Genomic DNA, 22,319 nt, shown 5'->3' with positions numbered 1-22,319 from the left:
GCTGCCGCTGACCGCCGCGCCCGAGCCGCGGCTTTTCGTTGGCACGCGGGCTGATCGATGCTCTCGGCGGCGTTCCGGCCGACTCGCGGCCGACCGGGCGAGCAGCCGGAACAAGACCTCAACAAGCTTACGCTGAGCAATGATCGACGCGAATGATCGAATTTCGACATAACCGAGCAGCGTGAACGCTCAGCGCCCGGGGATGTTGCGCAGGTTGCTGCGCGCCAGCTGCACCATCTTGCCGACCCCGCCGGAGAGCACCGTGCGGCTCACCGCCAGCGCGAACCCCTTCACCTGCGTGCCGGTGATCCGCGGCGGGATGGACAGCGCGTTCGGGTCGGTGACCACGTCCAGCAACGCGGGACCTCGGTACGCCAGCACCTCGGCCAGCCCATCGCGCACCTCGCCGGGCTTCTCCACCCGCACCGAGTGAATTCCCGCAGCGGCGGCCACCGCGGCGAAATCCGTCGCGTCGTAGTCGGTGCCGAAGTCCGGCAGACCGTCCACCAGCATCTCCAGCTTCACCATGCCCAGCGAGGAGTTGTTGAACACCACGGCCTTCACCGGCAACCCGCGCGAGCGCAACGTGAGCATGTCGCCGAGCAGCATGGACAACCCGCCGTCGCCCGCCATCGCCACCACCTGCCGCCGCGGGTCGACCAGCTGCGCGCCGATCGCCTGCGGCAGCGCGTTGGCCATCGAGCCGTGCACGAACGAGCCAAGCACCCGGCGGCGGCCGTTCGGCGTGACGTACCGGGCCGCCCACACGTTCGCCATCCCGGTGTCCACTGTGAACACCGCGTCGTCCGCGGCCAGGTCGTCGAGCACGTCGGCGACGTACTCGGGGTGGATCGGCACCTGGTTCTCGACGTTGGTGGTGTAGGCGTCCACGACCCGTTCGAGCTGCTCGGCGTGCGAGCGCAGCATCCGGTCCAGATAGCCGCGGTCGGACTTCTGCCGCAGCTGCGGCAGCACCGCGCGCACCGTCTCGCGCACGTCGCCCTGCACCGCCAGGTCCAGCACGGTGCGCCTGCCCAGGTGCGCCGGTTCGATGTCGACCTGGACGGTGTTGGCCTGCGGGAGGAAGTTGTCGTACGGGAAGTCGGTGCCCAGCAGCACCAGCCGGTCGGCCTTGCCCATCGCCTCCTGGCACGCGCCGTAGCCGAGCAGCCCGCTCATGCCCACGTCGTAGGGGTTGTCGAACTGGATCCACTCCTTGCCGCGCAGCGCGTGCCCGACCGGGGCGTTGAGCTTGCCCGCCAGCTCCATGACCTCGCGGTGCGCGCCGCGGCTGCCCGCGCCGCAGAACAACATCACGCGCTCGGCCGAGTTCAGCGACTCCGCCAACCGCTCGACCTGCGCAGGTGACGGCACGACGGTCGGCGGCTCGGAGTGCACGACGCCGGAACCGGTGGGCCGCGCGGCGGGTTTGTGCGCGATGTCGCCGGGCAGCACCAGCACCGACACCCCGCGGCGTCCGGCAGCGGTCTGGATGGCGCTGCGCAGCAGCCGCGGCATCTGCTCCGGCTGGGACATCAGCTCGCAGAAGTGGCTGCACTCGCCGAACAGCTTCTCCGGGTGAGTCTCCTGGAAGAAGCCGGTGCCGATCTGCTCGGACGGGATGTGCGAGGCCAGCGCCAGCACCGGCGCGCCGCTGCGGTGCGCGTCGTAGAGCCCGTTGATCAGGTGCAGGTTGCCCGGCCCGCAACTGCCCGCGCACACCGCCAGGCGCCCGGTGACCTGGGCTTCCGCTCCGGCGGCGAACGCGGCGGTCTCCTCGTGCCGGACGTGCACCCACTCGATGCCTTCGGTGCGCCGCACCGCGTCCACGACCGGGTTGAGGCTGTCGCCCACGATCCCGTAGATCCGCTGCACCCCGGCTTGCACGAGGACTTCGACGAACTGGTCTGCGACGGTCGGCATAGCTGCTCCCGCTGACTGGGCTACGACACGTTCCGCCACTCCGTGTACGCGCAGCGCACCGACCCCGCAACACTGCTCGGCCGGGCGGGCCCCAGCACGCGGCGGTAACGTCCGCGCGGCCACCGGCGATCACTTCTTCGTCGACGTGCCCCTGCTCCCGGAAGGAAGACGCGGTGAACCTGCGCCTCTACACCGTTTGCGCGCTGTCCGTCACGATCTCGGCCGTGGCCGGACTTTTCGTCGGTGGGTTCATCGCATCCAGTGAACGGGACGAGCCGAAGGTGGCGGTGAGCACCGTCGGCCCCACCGCGCCCGAAGATGTCGGGGCGCGACTGCGCTGACGTGCCCGCGGGCGGCGTGCGCCGGTGCACTTTGGTTCTGCTTCAAGAAGCGGCGGCAGCCGCTTGCGGCGTCCGAGGACTCAGCCGGACCACCGGCGGGTTCTCAGACGTCTTCTGGCGAGGACAGCGGCCCGGACCTATGAAGACGCCGAGTAGGGAGCTACTTCAGGATGAGATCCCGGAGCCAGAAGGCGTCTGAGGTTCCGCTACCTGCCCCCTACGCAAACCGCTCACTGAACAGCCCCTAGCGTCGAGGGCATGAGCGAACAGCAACGACTTGAGGCGGGTGACACCGCGCCGGAGTTCTCCCTGCCCGACGCCGACGGCAAGACCGTGGCGCTGGCCGACTACCGCGGCCGGTCCCTGGTGGTGTACTTCTACCCGGCGGCGAGTACGCCGGGCTGCACCAAGGAGGCCTGCGACTTCCGGGACAGCCTGGCGCCCCTTAGCGATGCCGGTTTCGACGTGGTCGGGATCTCCCCGGACAAGCCGGAGAAGCTGGCGAAGTTCCGGGACGCCGAAGGGCTCACGTTCCCGCTGCTGTCCGATGTGGACAAATCGGTGATGGCCGAGTGGGGCGCGTTCGGGGAGAAGAACAACTACGGCAAGGTCGTGCAGGGCGTGATCCGCTCGACGTTCGTGGTGGACCCCGATGGCAAGATCGCCAAGGCGCTCTACAACGTCAAGGCCACCGGCCACGTCGACCGCCTCCGCAAGGACCTCGGCGTCTGACTCCCCGCATTTCCGGGTGAACGGCCTGTTGGTCCGACTGATTCGGGCGAACAGGTCGTGCACTCCAGGGAATCGGCGGGTGCGCGGGCGTGTCGGGCGGGCTTAGTCCAGGACCATGTAGACGGCGACGCCTGCGGCGATGACCACTACGACGTAGCGCAGCAGGGTCGCGGGCAGCCGCTGGGCGATCTTGCCGCCCGCGAAGCCGCCGAGGACCGTGGTGGGCACCAGCGTCAGCACCGCGATCCAGTCGACCGGCGCGATCAGCGCGTACACCGCGAAGGTCACCGCGCTGCCGATCAGCCCGAGCCAGCTCTTCAACGCGTTGAGCCGCCGCATCGAGTCGTTCACCGCGAGCACCAGCACGGCGATGAAGATGACGCTGCGCGCGCCGCCGAAGTAGCCGCCGTAGATCGAGGCCAGGAAGATCCCGATCGTGAGCCCCCAGGTGCGGTCCGGCCCGCCTTCGGCCGGTTGCCCGAGCCAGCGGCGGATCGTGTTCTGGAACGCCATCAGCACCGCCGACAGCGCGATCAGCGCCGGGACCACGGCGTCGAAGACCGCACCGGGCAGGATCAGCAGCAGCACGCAGCCGATCACCGACCCGATCGCGGCCGCGACCGAGGTGAGCACCAAGCGCCGCCGCGCTCCGCCCAGATCAGCGCGCTGGCTGACCGCGGCACCGACGAATCCCGGCCCTTGCGCGACGGAGTTCGTCACGTTCGCGATCAGCGGCGGCATCCCGGTCGCCAGCAGCGCGGGGAACACCAGCAGCGAGCCCCCACCGGCCACCGCGTTGATCGCGCCGGAGAGGAATCCGACGACGACCAGCACAACCAGCTCGAACCATTCGGTGAACACTCGCGGAACCTAACCGCCCGGATGGCGGTACACCCCACCGGGGCGATCGCCGTCACACCCCGAACGTCCCTCGCCGAGCGGAAGAGCAGTCTCCCGGACGGCGGGATCCGGAACCGGTCGGGCGGGCTGAAACCGGACGCCGGGGGTGCTGATCGCCGAATTCCACCGGAGCGACCGCGGTTGCCCTGGTGATCGCTTTGCTACGGTCGCGCCGACGTAGCGGCGGCAAGTTTGCAGGGGTTTCGGTGGGTTTATTCGACAAGGTCCGCGGCGAGTTCATCGACACCATCGAATGGACCGACGACAGCAGGGACACCATCGTCTGGCGATTCCCCCGCCACGACAACGAGATCAAGATGGGCGCCAAGCTCACCGTACGTGAATCCCAGGCCGCCGTCTTCGTCAACGAGGGCCAGGTCGCAGACCCCTTCCCGCCCGGCATGTACACGCTGCAGACGCAGAACATGCCCGTCCTGTCCACGCTCAAGGGCTGGAAGTACGGCTTCAACTCGCCGTTCAAGGCCGAGGTGTACTTCGTCAACACCCGGCAGTTCTCCGACCTGAAGTGGGGTACGCAGAACCCGGTCGTCGTGCGCGATCCGGAGTTCGGCATGGTCCGGCTGCGCGCGTTCGGCGGATACGCGCTCCGGGTGATCGAGCCCGTCGCGCTGCTGCGCGAACTCGTCGGCACGGACCCGGCGTTCCGCACCGACGAGGTGTCCGAACACCTCCGCCAGATGATCGTCGGAAAGCTCGGACCGGCGCTGGCGTCCTCCGGTGTGCCGATGCTCGACCTGGTCACCCAGCAGTCCCAGCTCGGCGACCGGATCGCCACCGCGCTGAACCTGGAGCTTCGCACGCTGGGCGTGGAGATCTCGCGGTTCGTCATCGAGAACATCTCGGTGCCGCCCGAGGTCGAGGAGATGATCGACAAACGCACCCGGATGGGCATCGCGGGCGATCTCAACCAGTACACGCAGTTCCAGGCCGCCAACGCCATCGAGCAGGCCGCGTCCAACCAGGGCGGCGCCGGCGAGGGAATGGGCATCGGCATGGGCGTGGCGTTCGGGCAGCAGACCGCGGCAGCCGCGTACCAGCAGCAACCGGTGCAGAACGGCCTGCAGGCGCCGCATCAGCCCGCCGGACAGCCCCCGCAGTACGGGCAACAACCTCCCGCTCCCGCGCAGCAGCCGCCGCAGGCCGGACCTCCGCCGCTGCCGCAGCAGGACCAGTGGTACCTCGGTGTGAACGGTCAGCAGCTCGGGCCGTTCGACTTCGCCGCCCTCGCCCAGCAGGTTTCCAACAGCGCCCTCACCGCGGAAACCCTTGCGTGGAAACAAGGCATGTCGCAATGGGCACCCGCAGGCCAAGTGCCGGAGCTGAGTCCCCTGTTCGGCCAGGCGCCGCCGCCATTGCCGCCGCAGTCCTGAGTCCCTTCCGGACCTGAGCGCGGGGCCCCGCAACCCGGGAACTGATCCGGTTGTGCCGGGACACCTGCGCCGGAAGGCACCGACTGGACCTGATTTCCGCTACTTCCGAAGGAAAACCTGATGTCAGATCCGTACGGCGACGGGCGAACCGCGTCAGCCGCCACCTATCCCTGTGGCGGCTGCGGCGCCCGCGTGGAGTTCGCGCCCGGCACGAACGTGCTGCAGTGCCCGTACTGCGGTTTCCGTCAGGAGATCACGGCCAGCAGCAGGCAGGTCCGGGAGATCGCGATCGAGGACCTGGACGTGCTGGCCCGCAAGCCGGTCGGGCAGCTCGCGCCGTACACATTGGTCTGCCAGCGCTGCGCGGCGAGCACGGAGACGACCGAAACCGCGGGGTTGTGCCAGTTCTGCGGCTCACCGCTGGTGATGGACGCGGCCGCGACCGGTCAGATCATCCCGGAGGGCGTGCTGCCGTTCGAGGTCGACCACAACGGCATCCGGGAGGCGCTGGGCAAGTGGGTGTCGTCGCGGTGGTTCGCGCCGTCGGCGTTCAAGAAGGTGGCCGCGGCGGAGTCGACCAAGGGCACCTACGTGCCACATTGGACGTTCGACGCGGAGGCGTTCTCGGCCTACAGCGGTCAGCAAGGGCGGCATTACTGGGTGACGGAGACCGACGGCGAAGGGCGGACGAAACGGGTCCGCCGGACGCGCTGGCACCACGTGCGGGGTGAGGTCTCCAGCGGGTTCGACGACGTCCTCGTGCCGGCCAGCACCGTGCTACCGGTCAACCGGGTGGACGCGCTGGGCCCGTGGCCGCTGCCCGAGGCCGGGCCCTACCAGCCCCAGTACCTCGCCGGTTACCACGCGCTGCGGTACGACGTGGAACCCGAGAGCGGCCTCGACGAGGCCAAGTCGCGGATGTCGCGGGAGATCCACGAGGAGTGCCGACGGGACATCGGTGGTGACGAGCAGCGGGTCGAGCGGGTCGACACCGACTTCAGCAACATCACCTTCAAGCTGATGTTGCTGCCGGTCTGGGTCGCGACGTACATGTACGCGGGCCGCAGCTGGCAGCTTCTGGTCAATGGCCGGACCGGCGAGGTCCAGGGCGAACGCCCGTGGAGCAAGGTGAAGGTCACGCTCGCGATCCTGCTCGCGGTGATCGTCGTGGCGGCCCTGGCGGTCCTGTACTTCAACGGCCACCACACCGGCGGGTCCAAGACGACGAAGCACCACTGAGGAGCTCGCCCACCGGAATTCGAATTGAACTACCGAACCACTCGGTTTGCAGGCAAGATCTGCTAACGTCCGCGACATGAACGAGCACCACCGGCCGCAAGAGGTTTGCACATCACCTGCCCAGAGCACGGACCGGGGGCTGCCACCGCCTTCAGCATTTCAGTCCGCCGGACAGGTGGACCGCGTGTGGAAAAAGGGCCGGTTCGTTCCGTTGCTCGCCGCCGTTTTCGTGTTCTTGTTCCTGCTTTTCTCCTGCTGGCTCACTCTCGGTGCTGCGGTCCACCGCCCCAAGGGAACCGGCTTTTGGGTCGTTGCGGACGTCGTCCTGGCGGCGATCACCGCCTGCTGCATCGCGGCGGCTTTCCGGCGACGGGTCACCTTGACCTCGAACGACCTGCTCGTGCGGACGTTGTTCCGGACCCGGGTGTTGCCGCTGGGCGATATAACCGAATTGCGCATCGCACGGCACCGGTCGCGCGCACGTTTCCGCTCGACCCGCGTCCGCACGGACACCTACGACCATTCACCGAACGAATTCCCCTTGTTGAAGTTCGTGAGGTTCCTGCTGCGACGACTGCACCCCGGGCAGGTGCGGATCGAAACCTCGCGAGGCGGACGGACCTGCAAAACCAAATCCTTCGGCTGGCGTCCCTGGGAAGCGATGCAAGAGATCGCAAAAGCCGCGAAAGCCGCCGGAAGCCCGATCGATCTGCACGCCACCGGACAGGGTCCGGCGGGGATCGAATGGATGTCAGAGCGCGTGCGCGACGCGCGTGACCGCATGTGAACAGAACGGGTTTGCACCGCAGCTCACGCGGGGATCTGCAAGCGGCCTGCGCTGGTTTCGGAACTGGACGACGGCTCTGGCCGGAGAGTCGGCGGGCCCCCAGCACACGCCCCGGCTGCCTCCGCTGCCGCTACCCGATCTGACCGGCGATCTCCCGCAGGTGCGGCACCAGCTTTTGCAGCGCCCGCCCCCGATGCGAATCCGCGTCCTTCTCCTCCGCGGAAAGCTCCGCAGACGTCCGCGTCTCGCCTTCCGGCACGAAGATCGGGTCGTAGCCGAAGCCGTTCGTGCCGCGCTCCTCGCGGATGATCGTGCCGGGCCACTCGCCGCGCACGACGGTCTCGGTGCCGTCCGCCCGCACCAGCGCGCAGGCGGACACGAAAGCGGCACCGCGGCGCTCGTCCGGCACGTCGTGGATCTGGCCGAGCAGCAGGTCCAGGTTGGCCTGGTCGTCGCCGTGCCCGCCGGACCAGCGGGCGGAGAGCACGCCGGGCATCCGGTTCAGCGCGTCCACTTCCAGGCCGGAGTCGTCGGCCACCGCGGGCAGGCCGGTGGCGCGGGCCGCGTCCGCTGCCTTCGCGAGCGCGTTCGCCTCGAAGGTCGCGCCCGTCTCGGGGGCTTCCGGGAACTCCGGAACCGCGTCCAGGCCGACGACCTCGATGCCGGTGACACCGGCGGCTTCCAGGATCCGCCGCAGCTCCACCAGCTTCTTCGCGTTGCGGGTGGCCAGCAGGACGCGGCTCACCGGGAGCTCCCGGGCAGTTCGCCGGGGTACGGCGCGGCCAGCGCCTCGGCCTGCTTGCGGGCCAGCTCGCCGCAGCCGTGCAGCGCGTAGTCGATCATCGTGTCCATCGTGGACCGGGTGAACGTGGCGCCCTCACCGGTGCCCTGCACCTCGACCAGGGTGCCGTGGTCGGTGGCGACCACGTTCATGTCCACCTCGGCGCGCGAGTCCTCCTCGTACGGCAGGTCCAGCCGCACCCGGCCGTCCACCACGCCGACGCTGACCGCCGCGATCGAGCACGACAGCGGCTTCGGGTCGGAGAGCCTGCGCGCCGAGCTCAGCCAGGTGATCGCGTCCGCCAGCGCCACGTAAGCGCCGGTGATCGCGGCCGTGCGGGTGCCGCCGTCGGCCTGGATCACGTCGCAGTCCAGCGCGATCGTGTTCTCGCCCAGCGCGGCCATGTCGATGCAGGCGCGCAGCGAGCGCCCGACCAGGCGGCTGATCTCGTGCGTGCGGCCGCCGATGCGGCCCTTCACCGACTCGCGCTGGCCGCGGGTGTTCGTCGCGGACGGCAGCATCGCGTATTCCGCGGTCACCCAACCCAGGCCGGAACCGCTGCGCCAGCGCGGCACGCCCTCCTGCACGCTCGCCGCGCACAGCACGCGGGTCCGCCCGAACTCCACCAGCACAGACCCGGCGGGCCAAATCTGGTAGCCGCGGGTGATCTGCACCTCTCGGAGCGCGTCGTCGCTCCGCCCGTCCGCTCTAGCCACGATCCCCACCCTAAGAGGACACGCGCGGCCGGTGGTCACGCCCCTACCAGTCGACGGTGCGCCAGTCCACGACCTTCGGCCGCGACGCGGTCTCCAGGAAGTCCTTCAGCGCCGCGGCCAGCACGCCCACCGCGACTCCGCTGCCCGCGGGGAACTCGATGTCCTCGCTGGTCAAGCCAGGGGATTCCGGGTCGCCCTCGAGCACCGCGAAGTCGTGATCGACGTCGAAGTGGCTCAGGTAGCCGTAGCCGCCATCCACCGCCGCGATGACGTCGTGGTCGAGCATCCCGGTGCTCTCGTCGGCCAGTTCGCGGTGCTCGTGCCAGATCGAGGCCGGGCCCGCGTTCGGCTCGGACAGGCGGCGGATCAGCTCGTCGACCTCGCCGGGCTCGGTGATGGTGAGCCCGTCACCGGCGTTCGCGTCGGTCTTCGACGCGATCGGCCAGACCGCCGTGATCGTCATTAGTTCCTCCAAGGACTCATCCCGCGCAGATGCTGCTCGTGTCGACGGTCGCCCGGGCGAGCGGTTGCACGGCTACGAGCCGGCCGGGACGCGCTCACACCTGGTAGCTGCGGGCGGCCTCGACCACCTCGACCGGACCGTCGAACTCCGCGGTCGCTTCCCGCAGGATCTCCCCCGCGTCGGTCCACGGCTGCAGGTGGGTCAGCAGCAGCTTGCGCACCCCGGCCTGCTTCGCGACCCGGCCCGCCTGCGCGCCGGACAGGTGCACGCCGTCCGGGCGGTCCGGCGCGTCCGGCCAGGACGCCTCCGCCAGCAGCACGTCCGCGTCGCGGGCCAGCTCGCCCAGCTCCGCGCACGGGCCGGTGTCGCCGGTGTAGGCGAGCACCCGGTCCTCGCTCCGCACCCGGAAACCCCAGGACGGGCACAGGTGATCCATCGGCAGCGCGGTGACCTCGAACGCGCCGGCACGCATCGGCTCGTCCACACCGCCGAACTCGAACACGTCGGACAGGTCGGTGTCGCCGAGCTCCGCGGAGCTCGGCGCGTACAGCCGGGCCAGCCGGTCCGCGGCCTCCGGCGGCCCGAACACCGGCAGCCGGTGCTCCCTCGCATCGAACGGCGGATCCGGGTGGTAGCGCCGCAGCACCGTCAACCCGCCGAAATCCGCGCAGTGGTCCGGATGCAGGTGCGTCAGGAACAGGCCGTCCAGCGCGAACGGGTCGGCGAAGCGTTGCAGCGTGCCGATGCTGCCGCTGCCCAGGTCGAGCACGATCCGCGAACCGGCGGACTCGACGAGGTAACCGGAGGCGGGCGAATCCGGCCGCGGGAGGCTGCCGGAGCACCCGAGAATCGTCAGCTTCACGAGACCGAGCCTGACATGGCGAACGACCGCACGGACCCGGTCGCCGACATCGGCCCCAGAAAGCGGCGGGCCAGCTTGGCGAACCGGTCCGGCTCGCCGGTGGCCAGGAACTCGTGCTCGGCATCGCCGGCCGTGCTGAGCAGGTCGTTCTCGGTGAGCACCCGCACCACGTCCTTGGCGGTCTCTTCCGCGCTGGAGACCAGCGTGACCTGCTCGCCCATCGCCAGCTGCAGCACGCCGGTCAGCAGCGGGTAGTGCGTGCAGCCGAGCACCAGCGTGTCCACGTCGTCCTGCTGCAACGGGTCCAGGTAGCCCTGCGCGAGGCCGAGGACCTGGCGTCCGCTGGTGATGCCGCGGTCGACGAACTCGGCGAACCGGGGGCAGGCGGCGGTGCTCAACCGCACTTGCGGGGCGGCGGTGAAGGCGTCCTCGTAGGCGCGCGAGCGGATCGTGGCCTGGGTGCCGATCACACCGACCCGGTTGTTGCGGGTGGTGGCCACCGCGCGGCGGACCGCGGGCAGCACGACTTCCACGACCGGGATGTCGTAGCGCTCGCGGGCGTCGCGCAGGCAGGCCGACGAGGCCGTGTTGCAGGCGATCACGAGTGCCTTCACGCCGTCCGCCACCAGCGCGTCGGTGATCGCGAGGGTGCGGGCGCGGATGTCGGCCAGCGGCTTCGGGCCGTAGGGGGCGTTCGCGGTGTCACCGACGTAGCGCACGGATTCGCCGGGAAGCTGGTCCATGACCGCGCGGGCGACGGTAAGCCCGCCCGCGCCGGAGTCGAAGATCCCGATCGGCGCGTTGCTCACGCGGACAGTGTGCCAGGCGAGGCGGGCTTGTCCGGACGACGAGTGTTGCGGGACACCAGCCACGCCGCGAGCAGCCCGCCGAGCGCGCCGCACAGGTGGCCCTCCCAGGAGATGCCGGGCTGGCCGGGCAGCACGCCCCACAACATGCCGCCCCAGTAGAAGAACAGCACCGCGGCCACCAGGATCTGCCCGACGCTGCCCAGGAAGAAGCCGCGGACCAGCAGGAACACCATCCACCCGAAGGCGACGCCGGAGGCGCCGACGTGCGTGGGCGGCGCCCCGATCAGCCAGGTGCCGAGGCCGCCGACGATCCACACCGTGGCGGTGACCGCGATGAACTGGCGTGCACCGTTGGCCAGCACCAGCCAGCCCAGCACCAGCAGCGGCAGCGTGTTCGAGATGAGGTGCGCCCAGCCCGCGTGCAGCAGCGGCGCCCACACGATCCCGTCCAGGCCGTCGACCGCGCGAGGCACGATGCCGTTGTCGTCGAGGCTGGTGGCCGGGGTCAGCTGGTCCGCGAACTCGACCGCGTAGAGCACCGCGATCAGGAAAGCCATCTGGACCGCCGCGCGCAGCGGCTGCTGCGGCAGCACCCGGGGCCGTTGCCGTGCCGGCTGGTTCGTCACCCTTCCGAGATTACCCGGATGACTCGGGTACGACCCCGGGTCGACAGCGGCGAACGTTAAGCTCCCGGCGACCGGAAGCCGTTCGCAGGAGGTGGCGATGACCGCGCGAGCCGAGTTCGCGGTGCGCGCGAACGCTTCCGTCGGCCTGAGCCCCACCTGGGACGTCGGCACCGACACCCTGCTGTGGACCGACCTGCGCGCGCACTCCGCGCATCGCTACGCGCCGGACGACACCGATCACGCCATGGACGTCCCCCAGCAGATCAGCGCGGCCAAACCGCGGACGCGCGGCGGGCTGCTGCTGCACTTCGACGAGGGCATCGCGCTGTTCGATGCGGACGGCAAGAGCCGCACCTGGCTCACCTTCTGGGCTCGGGAAGGCGTGCGCGCCGGGGAGAGCACCATCGACACGCGCGGGCGGCTGTGGGCGAACACGGTCCCCGAACAGCACGGCGGCGACGGCTGGCTGGTGCGGGTCGACGCGCGTGGCGCCGCCCACGTCGTGCTGCGCGGTGTGGCCGCGGGCAACGGCTTGGCGTTCAGCCCGGACGACACCCGGCTCTACTTCGTCGACAGCGCGACGCACCGGGTGGACGTGCTCGGTTTCGACGCGCAGTCCGGCGAGGCGGGCGGCCGCCGCCCGCTGCTGGCGATCGACGGCGAACCGGGCGGGTTGTGCACCGACGCGGACGGCTGCCTCTGGATCACCGTGCGGGACCGCGGTGAGGTTCGGCGGTACGCGCCCAGCGGCGAGCTCGACCGCACGATCCAGCTACCCGCGCAGCGCCCGACCAGCTGCTGCTTAGGCGGCGCGGACCTGACCGACCTGTACGTCACGACCGCCCGCGAAGGACTCGCCTCCCCCGGCGAAGCCGACGGCGCCGTGCTGGTCGTGCCGGGCGTGGGCAACGGGCTGCGCTCGTACTCCTTCACCGGCTGATCACAGGTCCACCACCAGCCGCGGCGACCGCGCGGGACACGCAGGCGAAAATCCGCCCCTGCTCGGCGCCGATGTCGTCCCGGTGCTCGGGCTCGCCTTCGACGACGGTGAGTTCGCAACTGCCGCAGACGCCTTCGCGGCAACCGGACGCCACGGGATGCCCGGAGTGGTTCAGCGCGTCCAGCAACGTCTCGTCCGCCGCGACCTCGACGGTTCGCCCGGAGCGGGCGCACGCCACCTCGAACGCGGTGTTCGGCGGGAAGGTCTTGGCCACCGGCCGGAAACGTTCCGCGTGCAACCGCTGCGCGGGAAACGCGGCCTCGGCAGCAGCGATCATCGACGTGGGTCCGCAGCAGTAGATCAGCGCACGCGGACCGAGTTCCCCGGCCAGCGCCGCGAAATCGGGTCGGCACTGATCTTCCGTGGCGACGATGCGCACCCGATCGCCGTGGTCGCGGCGAAGTTCGTCGGCGAACGGCATGGCCGCCACCGACCGTCCCACGTAGACCAGCGTCGCCGAGGACCCCGCCGCCACGGCCGCCCGCAGCATCGGCAGGATCGGCGTGATCCCGATCCCGCCCGCGACGAACAGGTGCTCCGGCGCGTCCCGGAGCGGAAAATGGTTGCGCGGCAACGAAATGTCCAGCGTGCGGCCCTGCCGGAGGAACCGGTGCACGTACTCCGAACCGCCTCGGCTGAGCCGGTCGTGCCGGACCGCGATGCGGTAGTGCTCCCGGTCGGCGGGATCACCGCAGAGCGAGTACTGCCGGGTCAGCCAGTTCGGCAACGCCAGATCGATGTGCGCTCCCGGCTCCCAGGGCGCCAACGGGGCGCTCGCACCGCGCAGGACGAGCGCGGCGACGTCCTCGGCCACCGGGTCGATGCGATCGAGGATCGCTTGCTGCATCGGGAAAATCCTCGTGGTCAGTACAGCTGGCGGTAGGCGGCTTCGAGCCGGTCGTTCAACACCTGGGGATCGGCTCCGAGCTCGGCGGCGACGATCTCGCCCGCGGACGGGATCTCGTTGGCCAGCGCCTGGCTGGCCGGATCCCACAGCCGGGAGCGCAGCAGCGCCCGCCCGCAGTGGAAGAACACCTGCTGCACCTCGACGATCAGCGCGAACATCGGGTCCTTGCCCTCGACCTGCATCCGCGCGAGCACGTCGGGTTCGTCGGTGGCGTAACCGCGGCCGTTGATCCGCAGCACTTCCCGCACGCCGGGGATCAGCAACAGCAACCCGATCCCGTCGTTGTCCGCCAGGTTCCGGAACGAGTCGGCGATCTTGTTGCCTGGCCGGTCCGGGATCGCCAGCGTGTGTTCGTCCAGCACCTTCACGAAACCCGGGTAGTCACCGCGGGGTGAGCAGTCCGGCAGCCCCGCCGCGTCCGCGGTGGCCAGCGACAGGAACGGGCAGTGCGCGATGAACCGGTGCGCGTGCTCGGCGATGCGGGTGCCGGACTTCGCGACCTTGAGGCCGTCGTCGGGCTCGCCGATCCGGGCGCGGATCTCGTCCAGCGGCACTCGGCGGAATCGCTCGCGGGCGCGGGTCACGACCGGAGCCGATCAGCTCGCACCGTTCGATAACTAGTTCCTTCGCAGTTCATGGCACTATTATGAGCAATTGCTCAGTTCCCGGTCTACTCGCTTTCACGGCCCGGCAGGAGGTGCCATGACATCCGGCGAGCGCAGGCTCCGGCCCCGCAAACAGCCCCGCCAGGTCCGCGCCGAACTCACCCGGCGACGCATCCTCGCCGCGGCTGCTCACGTTTTCGCCGAACACGGTTACGCCGCGGGCACCACGAACCGCATCGCCGAGCGGGCGCGGATCTCGATCGGCTCGCTGTACCAGTACTACCCGAACAAGGACGCCATCCTCGCCGAGCTGATGAGCAGGCACCTCGACGACGGAGCGGCCGCGCTGCGGCGCCAGGACGAGCAGCTGCCCGAGTCGTTCGAGGAGATCGTCCGGGGGTTCGTGCGCACGGCGATCGACAACCACCGCGAGGATCCGCGGCTGCTGCGCCTGCTGCTCGAACAAGCACCGCGCTCCCAGCAGCTGCTGGAACGGATCTCGCAGCACGAGCGGGAAAGGGTGGCGGGCGTGCGGGAACTGCTCGACGGGCATCCCGAGGTCCGGGTGGACGACACCGGCACGGCCGCCCGGCTGCTGGTGTCCACGATCGAGTTCGTCGTGCACCACCTCGTCGCCGCGCCCGACCCGATCGACGCCGAGCGGCTCGAGGACGAGCTCGTCGCCATGCTCACCCGCTACCTCACGGCCGCCGACTGACGACCTCGTCAACGGCGGAGCGGCTGGGCAGCGCTCGAGCACCGGGCACGGCGAAAACGCAAGGCCCACCCGAGCGGATCGGGTGGGCCTTGCGAAGAAATGCGGGCGGCGGGATCAGGCCCAGAGCTGGCCGTCCAGGCGTTGCGCCGCCTCGTCGAGGGTGCCGCCGTAGGCGCCGGTGGACAGGTACTTCCACCCGGCGTCGGCCACGACGAAGACGATGTCCGCGGACTCCCCGGCCGCGGCCGCCTTCTCGCCGATGGTCAACGCCGCGTGCACCACGCCGCCGGTGGAGATCCCGGCGAAGATGCCCTCGGACTCCAGCAGTTGCCGGGTGCGCCGCAGCGCGTCGTAGGACCCGACGGAGAACCGGCGGGACAGCACGCTCTCGTCGTAGAGCTCGGGCACGAACCCCTCATCGAGGTTGCGCAGCCCGTACACCAGCTCGCCGTAGCGCGGCTCGGCCGCCACGATCTGCACCCCGGGCTTGTGCTCGTGCAGGTAGCGCCCCACGCCGACGAGCGTGCCCGTGGTGCCGAGCCCCGCAACGAAGTGCGTGAGGCCCGGCATGTCCCGCAGGATCTCCGGCCCGGTCCCCCGGTAGTGCGCGTCCGCGTTCGCGGAGTTGCCGTACTGGTAGAGCATCACCCAGTCCGGGTTCTGCTGGGCGAGCTCCTTGGCGACCGCGACCGCCTGGTTCGAGCCGCCCGCGGCGGGCGAGGACACGATCCGCGCGCCGAACGCCTGCAGGATCTGCCTGCGCTCCTCGGAGGTGTTCTCCGGCATCACGCAGACCAGGCCGTAGCCCTTGAGCTTGGCGGCCATCGCCAGCGAGATGCCGGTGTTGCCGGAGGTCGGCTCCAGGATGGTGCAGCCGGTGGTGAGCCGGCCTTCCTTCTCCGCCGCCTCGATCATGGACAGCGCGACGCGGTCTTTGACCGAACCGGTCGGGTTGCGGTCCTCCAGCTTCGCCCACAGCCGCACGTCCGGTGCGGGTGACAGGTGCGGCAACCCGACCAGCGGGGTGTCGCCGAGCGCGTCGAGCAATGAGTCGTAGCGGGCCACGACGTTCGCCTCCGCCTCAGCGCATGCCGCCGGCCACGGCCGGCAGGATCGTCACGCTGTCCCCGTCGGCCACGCTGGCTTCCAGGCCACCGGAGAACCGCACGTCCTCGTCGTTGACGTAGACGTTCACGAAGCGGTGCAGCGAGCCCTCCTTGACCAGCCGGTCCTTGAGGCCGCTGTGCTTGCTGTCCAGGTCGTTGATGACCTCGGCGACCGTGTTGCCGCTGGCCTCCACCGACTTCTGGCCATCGGTGTGGGTGCGCAGGATGGTGGGGATCGAGACGTTGATTGCCATGGGGGTACCTCCCTGTCCACAGGAACTACTGAACGGAACTTGCACACGCCCGCTCGCCGAATGACTGCGGCGAGCGCGGCTCAGCCGCGGTCGGGCACCTCGTCGGTGCCGGTGTGGGCGAACATGTAGGACTCCACGATCTCCACCGGCTCCTCGGTCACCACGCCGTCGAGGATGCGGTACGAGCGCAACTCGTGGGTCTCCGGGTCCCTGGTGGACACGAGAACGTAGTGCGCATTGGGTTCCAAGGCGTAGGACACGTCGGTGCGCGACGGGTACGCCTCGGTCGCGGTGTGCGAGTGGTAGATGACGACCGGCTCCTCATCCGCCTGGTCCATCTCCCGCCACACCTTGAGCTGCTCGCTCGAATCGAAGCGGTAGAACGTCGGCGAGCGCTCCGCGTTGATCATCTCGACGAACCGCTCGGGCCGGTCCGACCCGTCCGGGCCGGCAATGACGCCGCACGCCTCGTCCGGGTGGTCCCGTCGAGCGTGCGCGACCATCGCGTCGACGAGGTCGCGTCGAATCACCAGCACAAGCACCATCCTACTATGTGGGGCACCGGTGTCCCACGATCCGGGAGGCCACGCCCCCGGCCGGTGCCGTTCGGCGGGATCAACGTCCGCCAACCATGGTTCATTCCCGCGCCGAGGGGTAGGTGCGCGTGTAGGAAGTCACCTCGCCCACCGGTTCCGCGGCCAGCACCGCGCGCACGATGGCGTGCTGCACGACGTCGGCCGCGGCGGCGCAGACCTCGTCGAGCAGCCGCGCCTCGGCACCGGCCAGCCGCTGATCGGAATCCCGTTCCCTGGACGCCGCGGGGGAACCGGTCGACAGCGCGAACACGGTGTCCCCATCGGACATCCCGTGCGCCGGCCGGATCGCGCGCGCCAGCCCGTCGTGCCCGGCGACCGCGATCCGGTGGCACTGCGGTTTGGTCAGCGCGAGGTCGGTGGCGACGACTCCGATGGTGGTGTTCACCGGGCGCTGCGCCGTCCCGTGCCGCGACGGCCGGGGGCCGAGCCGCTTGCCCGCCGCGATCTCGTCGGTGGATGGGGCGCGCAGGCCCGGATGCGGGTTCCAGGGCAACCCGGTCTCCGGGTCGATCACCGAGCCCGAGGAGTTCACGGCCATCAACGCGCCGACGGTGACCTCGCTGCCCAGCACGTCACTGGTGAACACCGCGCTGGCGGAACCGGTGCCGCCCTTGAGCGAGCCCGCGACCGCGCCGGTTCCGGCGCCGACGTTGCCCTCCCGAGCCTCGGTGGCCGAGGCCGCATCGCAGGCGCGGTGGCCGAAGGCGGCGTCCGGCCGGTTGCCCCAGTCGCCCATCGGCAGGTCGAACAGCACCGCCGCCGGGACGACCGGAACGACCTCGTGCGGCTCGGTGCCCACCGGGAAACCGTGCTCGCGTTCGCCGAGCCAGCGCATCGCGCCATCGGCGGCGGCCAGCCCGTAGGCGCTGCCGCCGGTGAGCACGATCGCGTGCGCCTGCTGCACCGCGTGGGTCGGTTCGAGCACATCGGTCTCGCGGGTGCCGGGGCCGCCGCCGCGCACGTCGACCGCCGCGGACGCGCCGCCCGCGGTGAGCACCACGCTGGTACCGGTCGCCCACTGCTCGTCGAGCCGCTGCTCGTGCCCCACGAGCACGCCGCGCACGTCGGTGATCGAGTTCCGCGCTCCTGATCGCATGCGGTGACCCTGCCCGATCTGCACCGCGGCTTCACCCCCGGCTTTCCCGAGTGAACGGACTGTTCGTCCCACTAGATTGGGCAAACGGTCCGTTCACTCTTCGCGAACCCCGGCTCTGCCGCTCTGGCGAACACCCGCGCACCACTCGCCCTGCGCGAAGTGGACCGAGTGAACGGCCTGTTGGTCCGGCTAGATTGGTCCAACGGTCCGTTCACTCCTGGAGGAAACGGCTCAGGAGGTGAGGGTTTCGACCAGGGAGTCCTGGACCCAGGTGAGCCACTGGTAGACGCCCAGGTGCTCGCGGCGCAGGTCGTCCTCCGGCGGCTCCTCGGGCATGTCCTCCTGCACGTCGAGGGCGGTGCCCAGTGCCAGCCGCACGTCGTTGATCGCGCTGAGCCAGTTGTCGGCCTGCTCACCGCTGAGCACCACCCGGCCGCCGTCGCGCGGGCAGGTCTCCAGCACCACCGCGGCGGTGCCGGTCTTGCGGTCCAGCAGCTCCGGCTCGTACAGCGAGCGCATCGCCCCGGCGGCCGCGGGCTTCTCCTCGTCGGTCTCGCCGGTTTCCGGGTCGCGCCGGTAGAAGTCCGGCAGCAGCCGCTCCAGCACCCGGTCCTCGGGCGGGGTGGACGGGCCGGTGCGGATGCCGGTGAGCTCGGCCAGCTCGTCCTGCGGGGCCTCGTCGGCCCGGGCGTCGAGCATGTCCTTGATCTGCCCGACCAGGCCGCGGATCACCGCCGCTTCCTGCTGGGACAGTTCGGCGACGACGTGCCCGTTCTTGCGCGTCCAGCCGTTCACTTGAGATCACGAGTCTTTCTGCATCGTCGCCCACAGGCCGTTGGCGTGCAGCTTCGCCACATCGCCCTCGACCTTCTCCTTCGTGCCCGAGGACACCGCGGCCCGTCCCTTGTGGTGCACGTCGAGCATCAGCTTGGTCGCGTGGTCCCGGCTGTAACCGAAGATCTTCTGCAGCACGTAGGTCACGTAGGACATCAGGTTCACCGGGTCGTTCCACACCACGGTCACCCACGGTTTGTCCTCGTTGCCGAGTTCGTTCGGCTGCGCGCGCTCCAGTTCAGCGGGCGAAGTCATGTCCCCATGTTCGCACGTGTGCGCGGGAACCGTGTCGACCGCACGGGCACACCCGGCCCGACCTGTGCGGGAGCCGCGCGGGCGGCACGTAGCCTCTGATCCATGACGGCCGCATCCAGTACCGCACTGCGCACCGATCACTACGAGCTGACCATGCTGGCCAGTGCCCTGCGCGACGGGACCGCCGAGCGGCGTTGCGTGTTCGAGGTGTTCACCCGGCGATTGCCGGACGGGCGCCGGTACGGCGTGCTCGGCGGGATGCAGCGGGTGCTGGACGCGATCGAGAACTTCCGCTTCGACGAGGCCGAGCTGACGCGGCTCGCGGAGGCCGGGGTGGTCGACGAGACCACGCTGGACTGGCTGCGCAACTACCGGTTCCAGGGCGATGTGGACGGTTATCCCGAGGGCGAGCTGTACTTCCCCGGTTCGCCGCTGCTGACCGTGCGCGGCACGTTCGCGGAAGCGGTGCTGCTGGAGACGGTGGTGCTGTCGATCCTCAACCACGACAGCGCGATCGCCGCCGCGGCCGCGCGGATGGTCTCGGCGGCCAACGGGCGCCGGATCATCGAGATGGGATCCCGCCGCACGCACGAGGAATCCGCGGTGGCCGCCGCACGCGCCGCCTACCTGGCAGGGTTCTCCGGGACGTCGAACCTGGAGGCCGGTCGCCGCTACCGCATTCCCACCATGGGGACCTCGGCGCATTCGTTCACGCTGCTGCACGACTCCGAGCGTGCCGCGTTCGAGTCGCAGATCGCCGCTCTTGGCGCGGACACGACACTCCTGGTGGACACCTACGACATTTCCCGCGGGATCGCGACGGCCGTGGAGGTCGCGGGTTCCGGTCTCGGCGCGGTCCGGATCGACTCCGGTGACGTGGGCGTGCTGGCGCGGCAGGCGCGGGAGCAGCTGGATTCGCTGGGCGCGACCGGAACCCGCGTGGTCGTCTCCGGTGACCTGGACGAGTACGCGATCGCCTCGCTGCGCGCGGAACCGGTCGACGGCTACGGCGTGGGCACTTCGCTGGTGACCGGTTCGGGGGCGCCGACGGCGGGCATGGTCTACAAGCTCACCGAGGTCGAGGGCCGCCCGGTCGCCAAGCGCTCGTCGAGCAAGGAGTCCCGCGGCGGCAGCAAATCCGCGCTGCGCAGGCACAAGAACACCGGTACCGCGATCGAGGAGGAGGTGTACCGGACCGGGGCGGGCTTCGCCGCGCCGCAGCCGGGCCCGCACGACCGCGAGGTGCCGATTCCGCTGGTGCGCGGCGGGAAACAGGTCGATGACCTGCCCACGCTGGAGGACAATCGGGAGCGCCTGCGGCACGCACTGGTGAGCCTGCCGTGGGAGGGGCTGAAGCTTTCCGGTGGCGAACCGGCGATTCCGACCGTCTTTCCGGAGAGCTGATCCCCCCGCGAGCCGAGTGGAGGAGCACGGATGAGCACTGCGCTGCTGATCGTCGATGTGCAGCTCGACTTCTGCGAGGGCGGGGCGCTCGGGGTGTCCGGCGGGGCCGGTGTCGCCGCGGCGATTTCCCGCCATGCCGCGGAGAACGAGTACGCGCACGTGGTCGCCACCCGCGATTACCACATCGATCCCGGGGATCACTTCAGCTCGCGGCCGGACTACGTGCGGTCCTGGCCGGTGCACTGCGTCGCGGGCACCGCCGGCGCGGCGTTCCACCCGGAGCTGGAGGTGGGGCCGGTGCGCGCGGTGTTCTCCAAGGGGCAGTACAGCGCCGGATACTCCGGTTTCGAGGGGAAAGATCGGCTTGGCACGCCGCTGCGCGATTGGCTCGGTGAACGCGGAGTGGACGCCGTCGATGTGGTCGGCATCGCCACCGACCACTGCGTGCGCGCCACCGCGCTGGACGCCGCGAAAGCGGGCCTGACCACGACGGTCCTGCTGTCGCTGACCGCAGGAGTCGCACCGGCCACAGTGGACACAGCTGTTCGCGACCTGCGCGCGGCGGGAGTGGCGCTGACGGGGACGCCGGTGGTGGCGTGAGGCCGGGACATCAGCAGCGGCACCGCTACAACTCGGGAAATCCCGGGGGCAGCGGGTCGAGTTCCGCGACGAGCGGCGCTCGCCGGTCCCGGTACTCCGCGCACAACGCCCGAAAACCGAGGGCACGTCCGACCGGGGCGAGCACCCCGAACAGCAAGCGCTGCACCGGCCACGGCGGTGCGGCGAACCGGACGATGTCGGCGTATTCGGCGGAGGTCACCGCATGCTGCAGCAGGCCGGGCTTGCCGTTCGAATCGGTCCTGCCGTCTTGGGCCAGCCCGTACAACTGCCGGAACACGGCCTGCTCGAAGCGATCCACCCGGCCCTGCATCCGGATCACGATCCGCGTCGGGCCGGAGTCGCCGTTCCAGAAGTAGTGCCGGGTGCCCGCTTCGGCGAGCACGCTCTCGCCCACTTCTTCGAGAATCCGCGACCGGCCGCCTGCTCGAATGCCCAGCTTGCCGCTGACCAGCACGAACCTCTCGTCGGCCGTCGGATGGTAGTGCTCGCCGACCACGGTGCCGCCGGGCTCCAGGTACAGGTCCCAGATGAGCACGGACCCGTCGCCTTCGTCGTTGCCCCGCCGGATGACGACGCGCTCACCGCAGACCGGGTTGTCGTAGACCTCTTTCGACCGGACGACCATCCGTCCCCTCCTCGATCCCGCCCCTCCTCGATCCCGGCTGGTCAGCGCTTCACCGCGAACGCCAGCCCGTCGGCGAACGGGAGGATGCTCAGGTCCACCCGCTCGTCCTCCCGGATCTTCTCGTTGAACGCGCGGATCGCCGTGGTCTCGCTGTCCTGTTCGGCCTCGTCGAGCACGGCGCCGTGCCACAGCACGTTGTCCACCAAGATCAGTCCGCCGGGCCGGACCAGGCGCAACGCGATCTCGTAGTAGTCCGCGTAGCCCTCCTTGTCGGCGTCGATGAAGACCAGGTCGAAGGAGCCGCGCCGGTCCGCGCGCCCGGCGAGTCCGGTGAGGACCCCGACGGCGTCACCGACCCGCAGGTCGACCTTGTCCTCGACGCCGGCCCGGCGGGCGTGCGCCAGGGCGATCGAGCTGGCCTCCGAGCTGATGTCGCAGGAGAGCACGCTGCCGCCGGCGGGCAACGCGCGTGCGATGGAGATCGTGCTGTACCCGGTGAACGTGCCCACTTCCAGCACGCGGGAAGCACCGAGCGCTCGCACCAGGACCCCGAGGAACTGGCCTTCCTCCGGCGAGACCTGCATGATCGCGCCGGGCATCTGCTCCGTCTCCTCCCGCAGCGCGGCCAGCGCCGCGGGTTCCCGCAAGGACATTTCGGCGATGTAGTCCTGGAGCGCGGACGTCACTTCGACCTGTACTCGCACAGGGCGACTCCTTCGATGTTCGCG

At 70.2% G+C, this 22,319-nt stretch carries 27 protein-coding genes; 9 read left to right on the top strand and 18 right to left on the bottom strand.

Annotated features, from left to right (window positions below):
- Positions 1–189: 189 nt before the first annotated feature.
- Entirely contained in the window at positions 190–1,923 is a 1,734-nt protein-coding gene (locus tag V1457_RS13145; protein WP_200072747.1) for a pyruvate dehydrogenase, read from the bottom strand.
- A gap of 173 nt (positions 1,924–2,096) precedes the next feature.
- Between V1457_RS13145 and V1457_RS13140 the strand changes: the two genes are divergently transcribed.
- Both V1457_RS13140 and bcp read left to right on the top strand, forming a co-directional pair.
- Positions 2,097–2,264: a hypothetical protein gene (locus tag V1457_RS13140; protein ID WP_200072746.1), complete on the top strand. Its 168-nt coding sequence runs from the start codon at positions 2,097–2,099 to the stop codon at positions 2,262–2,264.
- Between the two features lie 258 nt (positions 2,265–2,522).
- The gene (bcp, locus tag V1457_RS13135) at positions 2,523–2,996 is read left to right on the top strand and encodes a thioredoxin-dependent thiol peroxidase (protein WP_200072745.1); all 474 of its coding nucleotides are present in this window, start codon (positions 2,523–2,525) and stop codon (positions 2,994–2,996) included.
- Positions 2,997–3,098: 102 nt separating this feature from the next.
- On the opposite strand, the gene V1457_RS13130 is transcribed toward bcp, so the two are convergent.
- Entirely contained in the window at positions 3,099–3,857 is a 759-nt protein-coding gene (locus tag V1457_RS13130) for a sulfite exporter TauE/SafE family protein (RefSeq protein WP_200072744.1), read from the bottom strand.
- Between the two features lie 245 nt (positions 3,858–4,102).
- On the opposite strand from V1457_RS13130, the gene V1457_RS13125 reads away from it, so the two are divergent.
- The 3 genes from V1457_RS13125 (at position 4,103) to V1457_RS13115 (ending at position 7,313) form a co-directional block, all read left to right on the top strand.
- Positions 4,103–5,287, top strand: a complete 1,185-nt coding sequence (locus V1457_RS13125; RefSeq protein ID WP_200072743.1) for an SPFH domain-containing protein — start codon at positions 4,103–4,105, stop codon at positions 5,285–5,287.
- Between the two features lie 120 nt (positions 5,288–5,407).
- A complete protein-coding gene (locus V1457_RS13120) occupies positions 5,408–6,526 on the top strand; it encodes a hypothetical protein (protein WP_338603969.1) in 1,119 nt (372 codons plus the stop codon).
- 76 nt (positions 6,527–6,602) lie between these two features.
- Positions 6,603–7,313: a hypothetical protein gene (locus tag V1457_RS13115; RefSeq protein WP_338603966.1), complete on the top strand. Its 711-nt coding sequence runs from the start codon at positions 6,603–6,605 to the stop codon at positions 7,311–7,313.
- Positions 7,314–7,443: 130 nt separating this feature from the next.
- Here the strand turns inward: V1457_RS13115 and rdgB are convergent, their stop codons facing one another.
- The 6 genes from rdgB to V1457_RS13085 form a co-directional block, all read right to left on the bottom strand.
- A complete protein-coding gene (rdgB, locus tag V1457_RS13110; protein ID WP_338603963.1) occupies positions 7,444–8,058 on the bottom strand; it encodes an RdgB/HAM1 family non-canonical purine NTP pyrophosphatase in 615 nt (204 codons plus the stop codon).
- Entirely contained in the window at positions 8,055–8,810 is a 756-nt protein-coding gene (rph, locus tag V1457_RS13105; RefSeq protein WP_200072739.1) for a ribonuclease PH, read from the bottom strand. Before rph ends, rdgB begins: the two co-directional genes overlap by 4 nt.
- A 43-nt stretch (positions 8,811–8,853) precedes the next feature.
- Positions 8,854–9,273, bottom strand: a complete 420-nt coding sequence (locus V1457_RS13100; protein ID WP_338603960.1) for an Imm1 family immunity protein — start codon at positions 9,271–9,273, stop codon at positions 8,854–8,856.
- A 94-nt stretch (positions 9,274–9,367) separates the two neighbouring features.
- A complete protein-coding gene (locus V1457_RS13095) occupies positions 9,368–10,135 on the bottom strand; it encodes an MBL fold metallo-hydrolase (RefSeq protein ID WP_200072737.1) in 768 nt (255 codons plus the stop codon).
- Positions 10,132–10,944: a glutamate racemase gene (murI, locus tag V1457_RS13090; RefSeq protein ID WP_200072736.1), complete on the bottom strand. Its 813-nt coding sequence runs from the start codon at positions 10,942–10,944 to the stop codon at positions 10,132–10,134. The genes V1457_RS13095 and murI overlap by 4 nt, the downstream gene beginning before the upstream one ends.
- Positions 10,941–11,537, bottom strand: a complete 597-nt coding sequence (locus tag V1457_RS13085; protein ID WP_200072782.1) for a rhomboid family intramembrane serine protease — start codon at positions 11,535–11,537, stop codon at positions 10,941–10,943. Before V1457_RS13085 ends, murI begins: the two co-directional genes overlap by 4 nt.
- A 130-nt stretch (positions 11,538–11,667) precedes the next feature.
- Between V1457_RS13085 and V1457_RS13080 the strand changes: the two genes are divergently transcribed.
- Positions 11,668–12,510, top strand: a complete 843-nt coding sequence (locus tag V1457_RS13080; RefSeq protein ID WP_338603955.1) for an SMP-30/gluconolactonase/LRE family protein — start codon at positions 11,668–11,670, stop codon at positions 12,508–12,510.
- On the opposite strand, the gene V1457_RS13075 is transcribed toward V1457_RS13080, so the two are convergent.
- Positions 12,500–13,417, bottom strand: a complete 918-nt coding sequence (locus tag V1457_RS13075; RefSeq protein WP_338603952.1) for a PDR/VanB family oxidoreductase — start codon at positions 13,415–13,417, stop codon at positions 12,500–12,502. The genes V1457_RS13080 and V1457_RS13075 overlap by 11 nt on opposite strands.
- Positions 13,418–13,434: 17 nt before the next feature.
- Entirely contained in the window at positions 13,435–14,061 is a 627-nt protein-coding gene (locus V1457_RS13070; protein WP_338603949.1) for an MSMEG_1061 family FMN-dependent PPOX-type flavoprotein, read from the bottom strand.
- A 118-nt stretch (positions 14,062–14,179) separates the two neighbouring features.
- Between V1457_RS13070 and V1457_RS13065 the strand changes: the two genes are divergently transcribed.
- Entirely contained in the window at positions 14,180–14,800 is a 621-nt protein-coding gene (locus tag V1457_RS13065; RefSeq protein WP_338603946.1) for a TetR/AcrR family transcriptional regulator, read from the top strand.
- Positions 14,801–14,914: 114 nt separating this feature from the next.
- Here the strand turns inward: V1457_RS13065 and V1457_RS13060 are convergent, their stop codons facing one another.
- The 6 genes from V1457_RS13060 to clpS form a co-directional block, all read right to left on the bottom strand.
- Complete coding sequence (locus V1457_RS13060) at positions 14,915–15,865, bottom strand: PLP-dependent cysteine synthase family protein (protein ID WP_200072731.1); 951 nt, start codon at positions 15,863–15,865, stop codon at positions 14,915–14,917.
- Positions 15,866–15,881: 16 nt separating this feature from the next.
- Entirely contained in the window at positions 15,882–16,160 is a 279-nt protein-coding gene (locus tag V1457_RS13055) for a MoaD/ThiS family protein (RefSeq protein ID WP_200072730.1), read from the bottom strand.
- An 80-nt stretch (positions 16,161–16,240) separates the two neighbouring features.
- Positions 16,241–16,696 (bottom strand): M67 family metallopeptidase, encoded by a 456-nt coding sequence (locus V1457_RS13050; RefSeq protein WP_295143081.1) that lies wholly within the window; start codon positions 16,694–16,696, stop codon positions 16,241–16,243.
- Between the two features lie 100 nt (positions 16,697–16,796).
- Positions 16,797–17,852, bottom strand: a complete 1,056-nt coding sequence (locus V1457_RS13045; protein ID WP_338603941.1) for a P1 family peptidase — start codon at positions 17,850–17,852, stop codon at positions 16,797–16,799.
- A 231-nt stretch (positions 17,853–18,083) separates the two neighbouring features.
- Complete coding sequence (locus V1457_RS13040) at positions 18,084–18,647, bottom strand: DUF2017 domain-containing protein (RefSeq protein ID WP_200072727.1); 564 nt, start codon at positions 18,645–18,647, stop codon at positions 18,084–18,086.
- 6 nt (positions 18,648–18,653) lie between these two features.
- Entirely contained in the window at positions 18,654–18,941 is a 288-nt protein-coding gene (gene clpS, locus V1457_RS13035; protein WP_200072726.1) for an ATP-dependent Clp protease adapter ClpS, read from the bottom strand.
- A 102-nt stretch (positions 18,942–19,043) separates the two neighbouring features.
- Between clpS and V1457_RS13030 the strand changes: the two genes are divergently transcribed.
- Together V1457_RS13030 and V1457_RS13025 are read left to right on the top strand one after the other, a co-directional pair.
- A complete protein-coding gene (locus V1457_RS13030; protein ID WP_338603937.1) occupies positions 19,044–20,345 on the top strand; it encodes a nicotinate phosphoribosyltransferase in 1,302 nt (433 codons plus the stop codon).
- Between the two features lie 30 nt (positions 20,346–20,375).
- Positions 20,376–20,945, top strand: coding sequence for an isochorismatase family protein (locus tag V1457_RS13025; protein ID WP_338603935.1), 570 nt, complete (start codon positions 20,376–20,378; stop codon positions 20,943–20,945).
- Positions 20,946–20,970: 25 nt separating this feature from the next.
- Here V1457_RS13025 and V1457_RS13020 read toward each other — a convergent pair whose 3' ends face one another.
- A complete protein-coding gene (locus V1457_RS13020) occupies positions 20,971–21,591 on the bottom strand; it encodes a cupin domain-containing protein (protein WP_338603932.1) in 621 nt (206 codons plus the stop codon).
- Positions 21,592–21,632: 41 nt separating this feature from the next.
- Positions 21,633–22,295, bottom strand: a complete 663-nt coding sequence (locus V1457_RS13015) for an O-methyltransferase (RefSeq protein ID WP_295144836.1) — start codon at positions 22,293–22,295, stop codon at positions 21,633–21,635.
- Between the last annotated feature and the right edge of the window lie 24 nt (positions 22,296–22,319).

Source organism: Saccharopolyspora sp. SCSIO 74807 (assembly GCF_037023755.1).
In the GTDB taxonomy this organism is placed as follows: domain Bacteria; phylum Actinomycetota; class Actinomycetes; order Mycobacteriales; family Pseudonocardiaceae; genus Saccharopolyspora_C; species Saccharopolyspora_C galaxeae.
The sequence above is the reverse complement of the archived record's forward strand: the minus strand, read 5'-3'. Positions and strand labels throughout refer to the sequence as shown.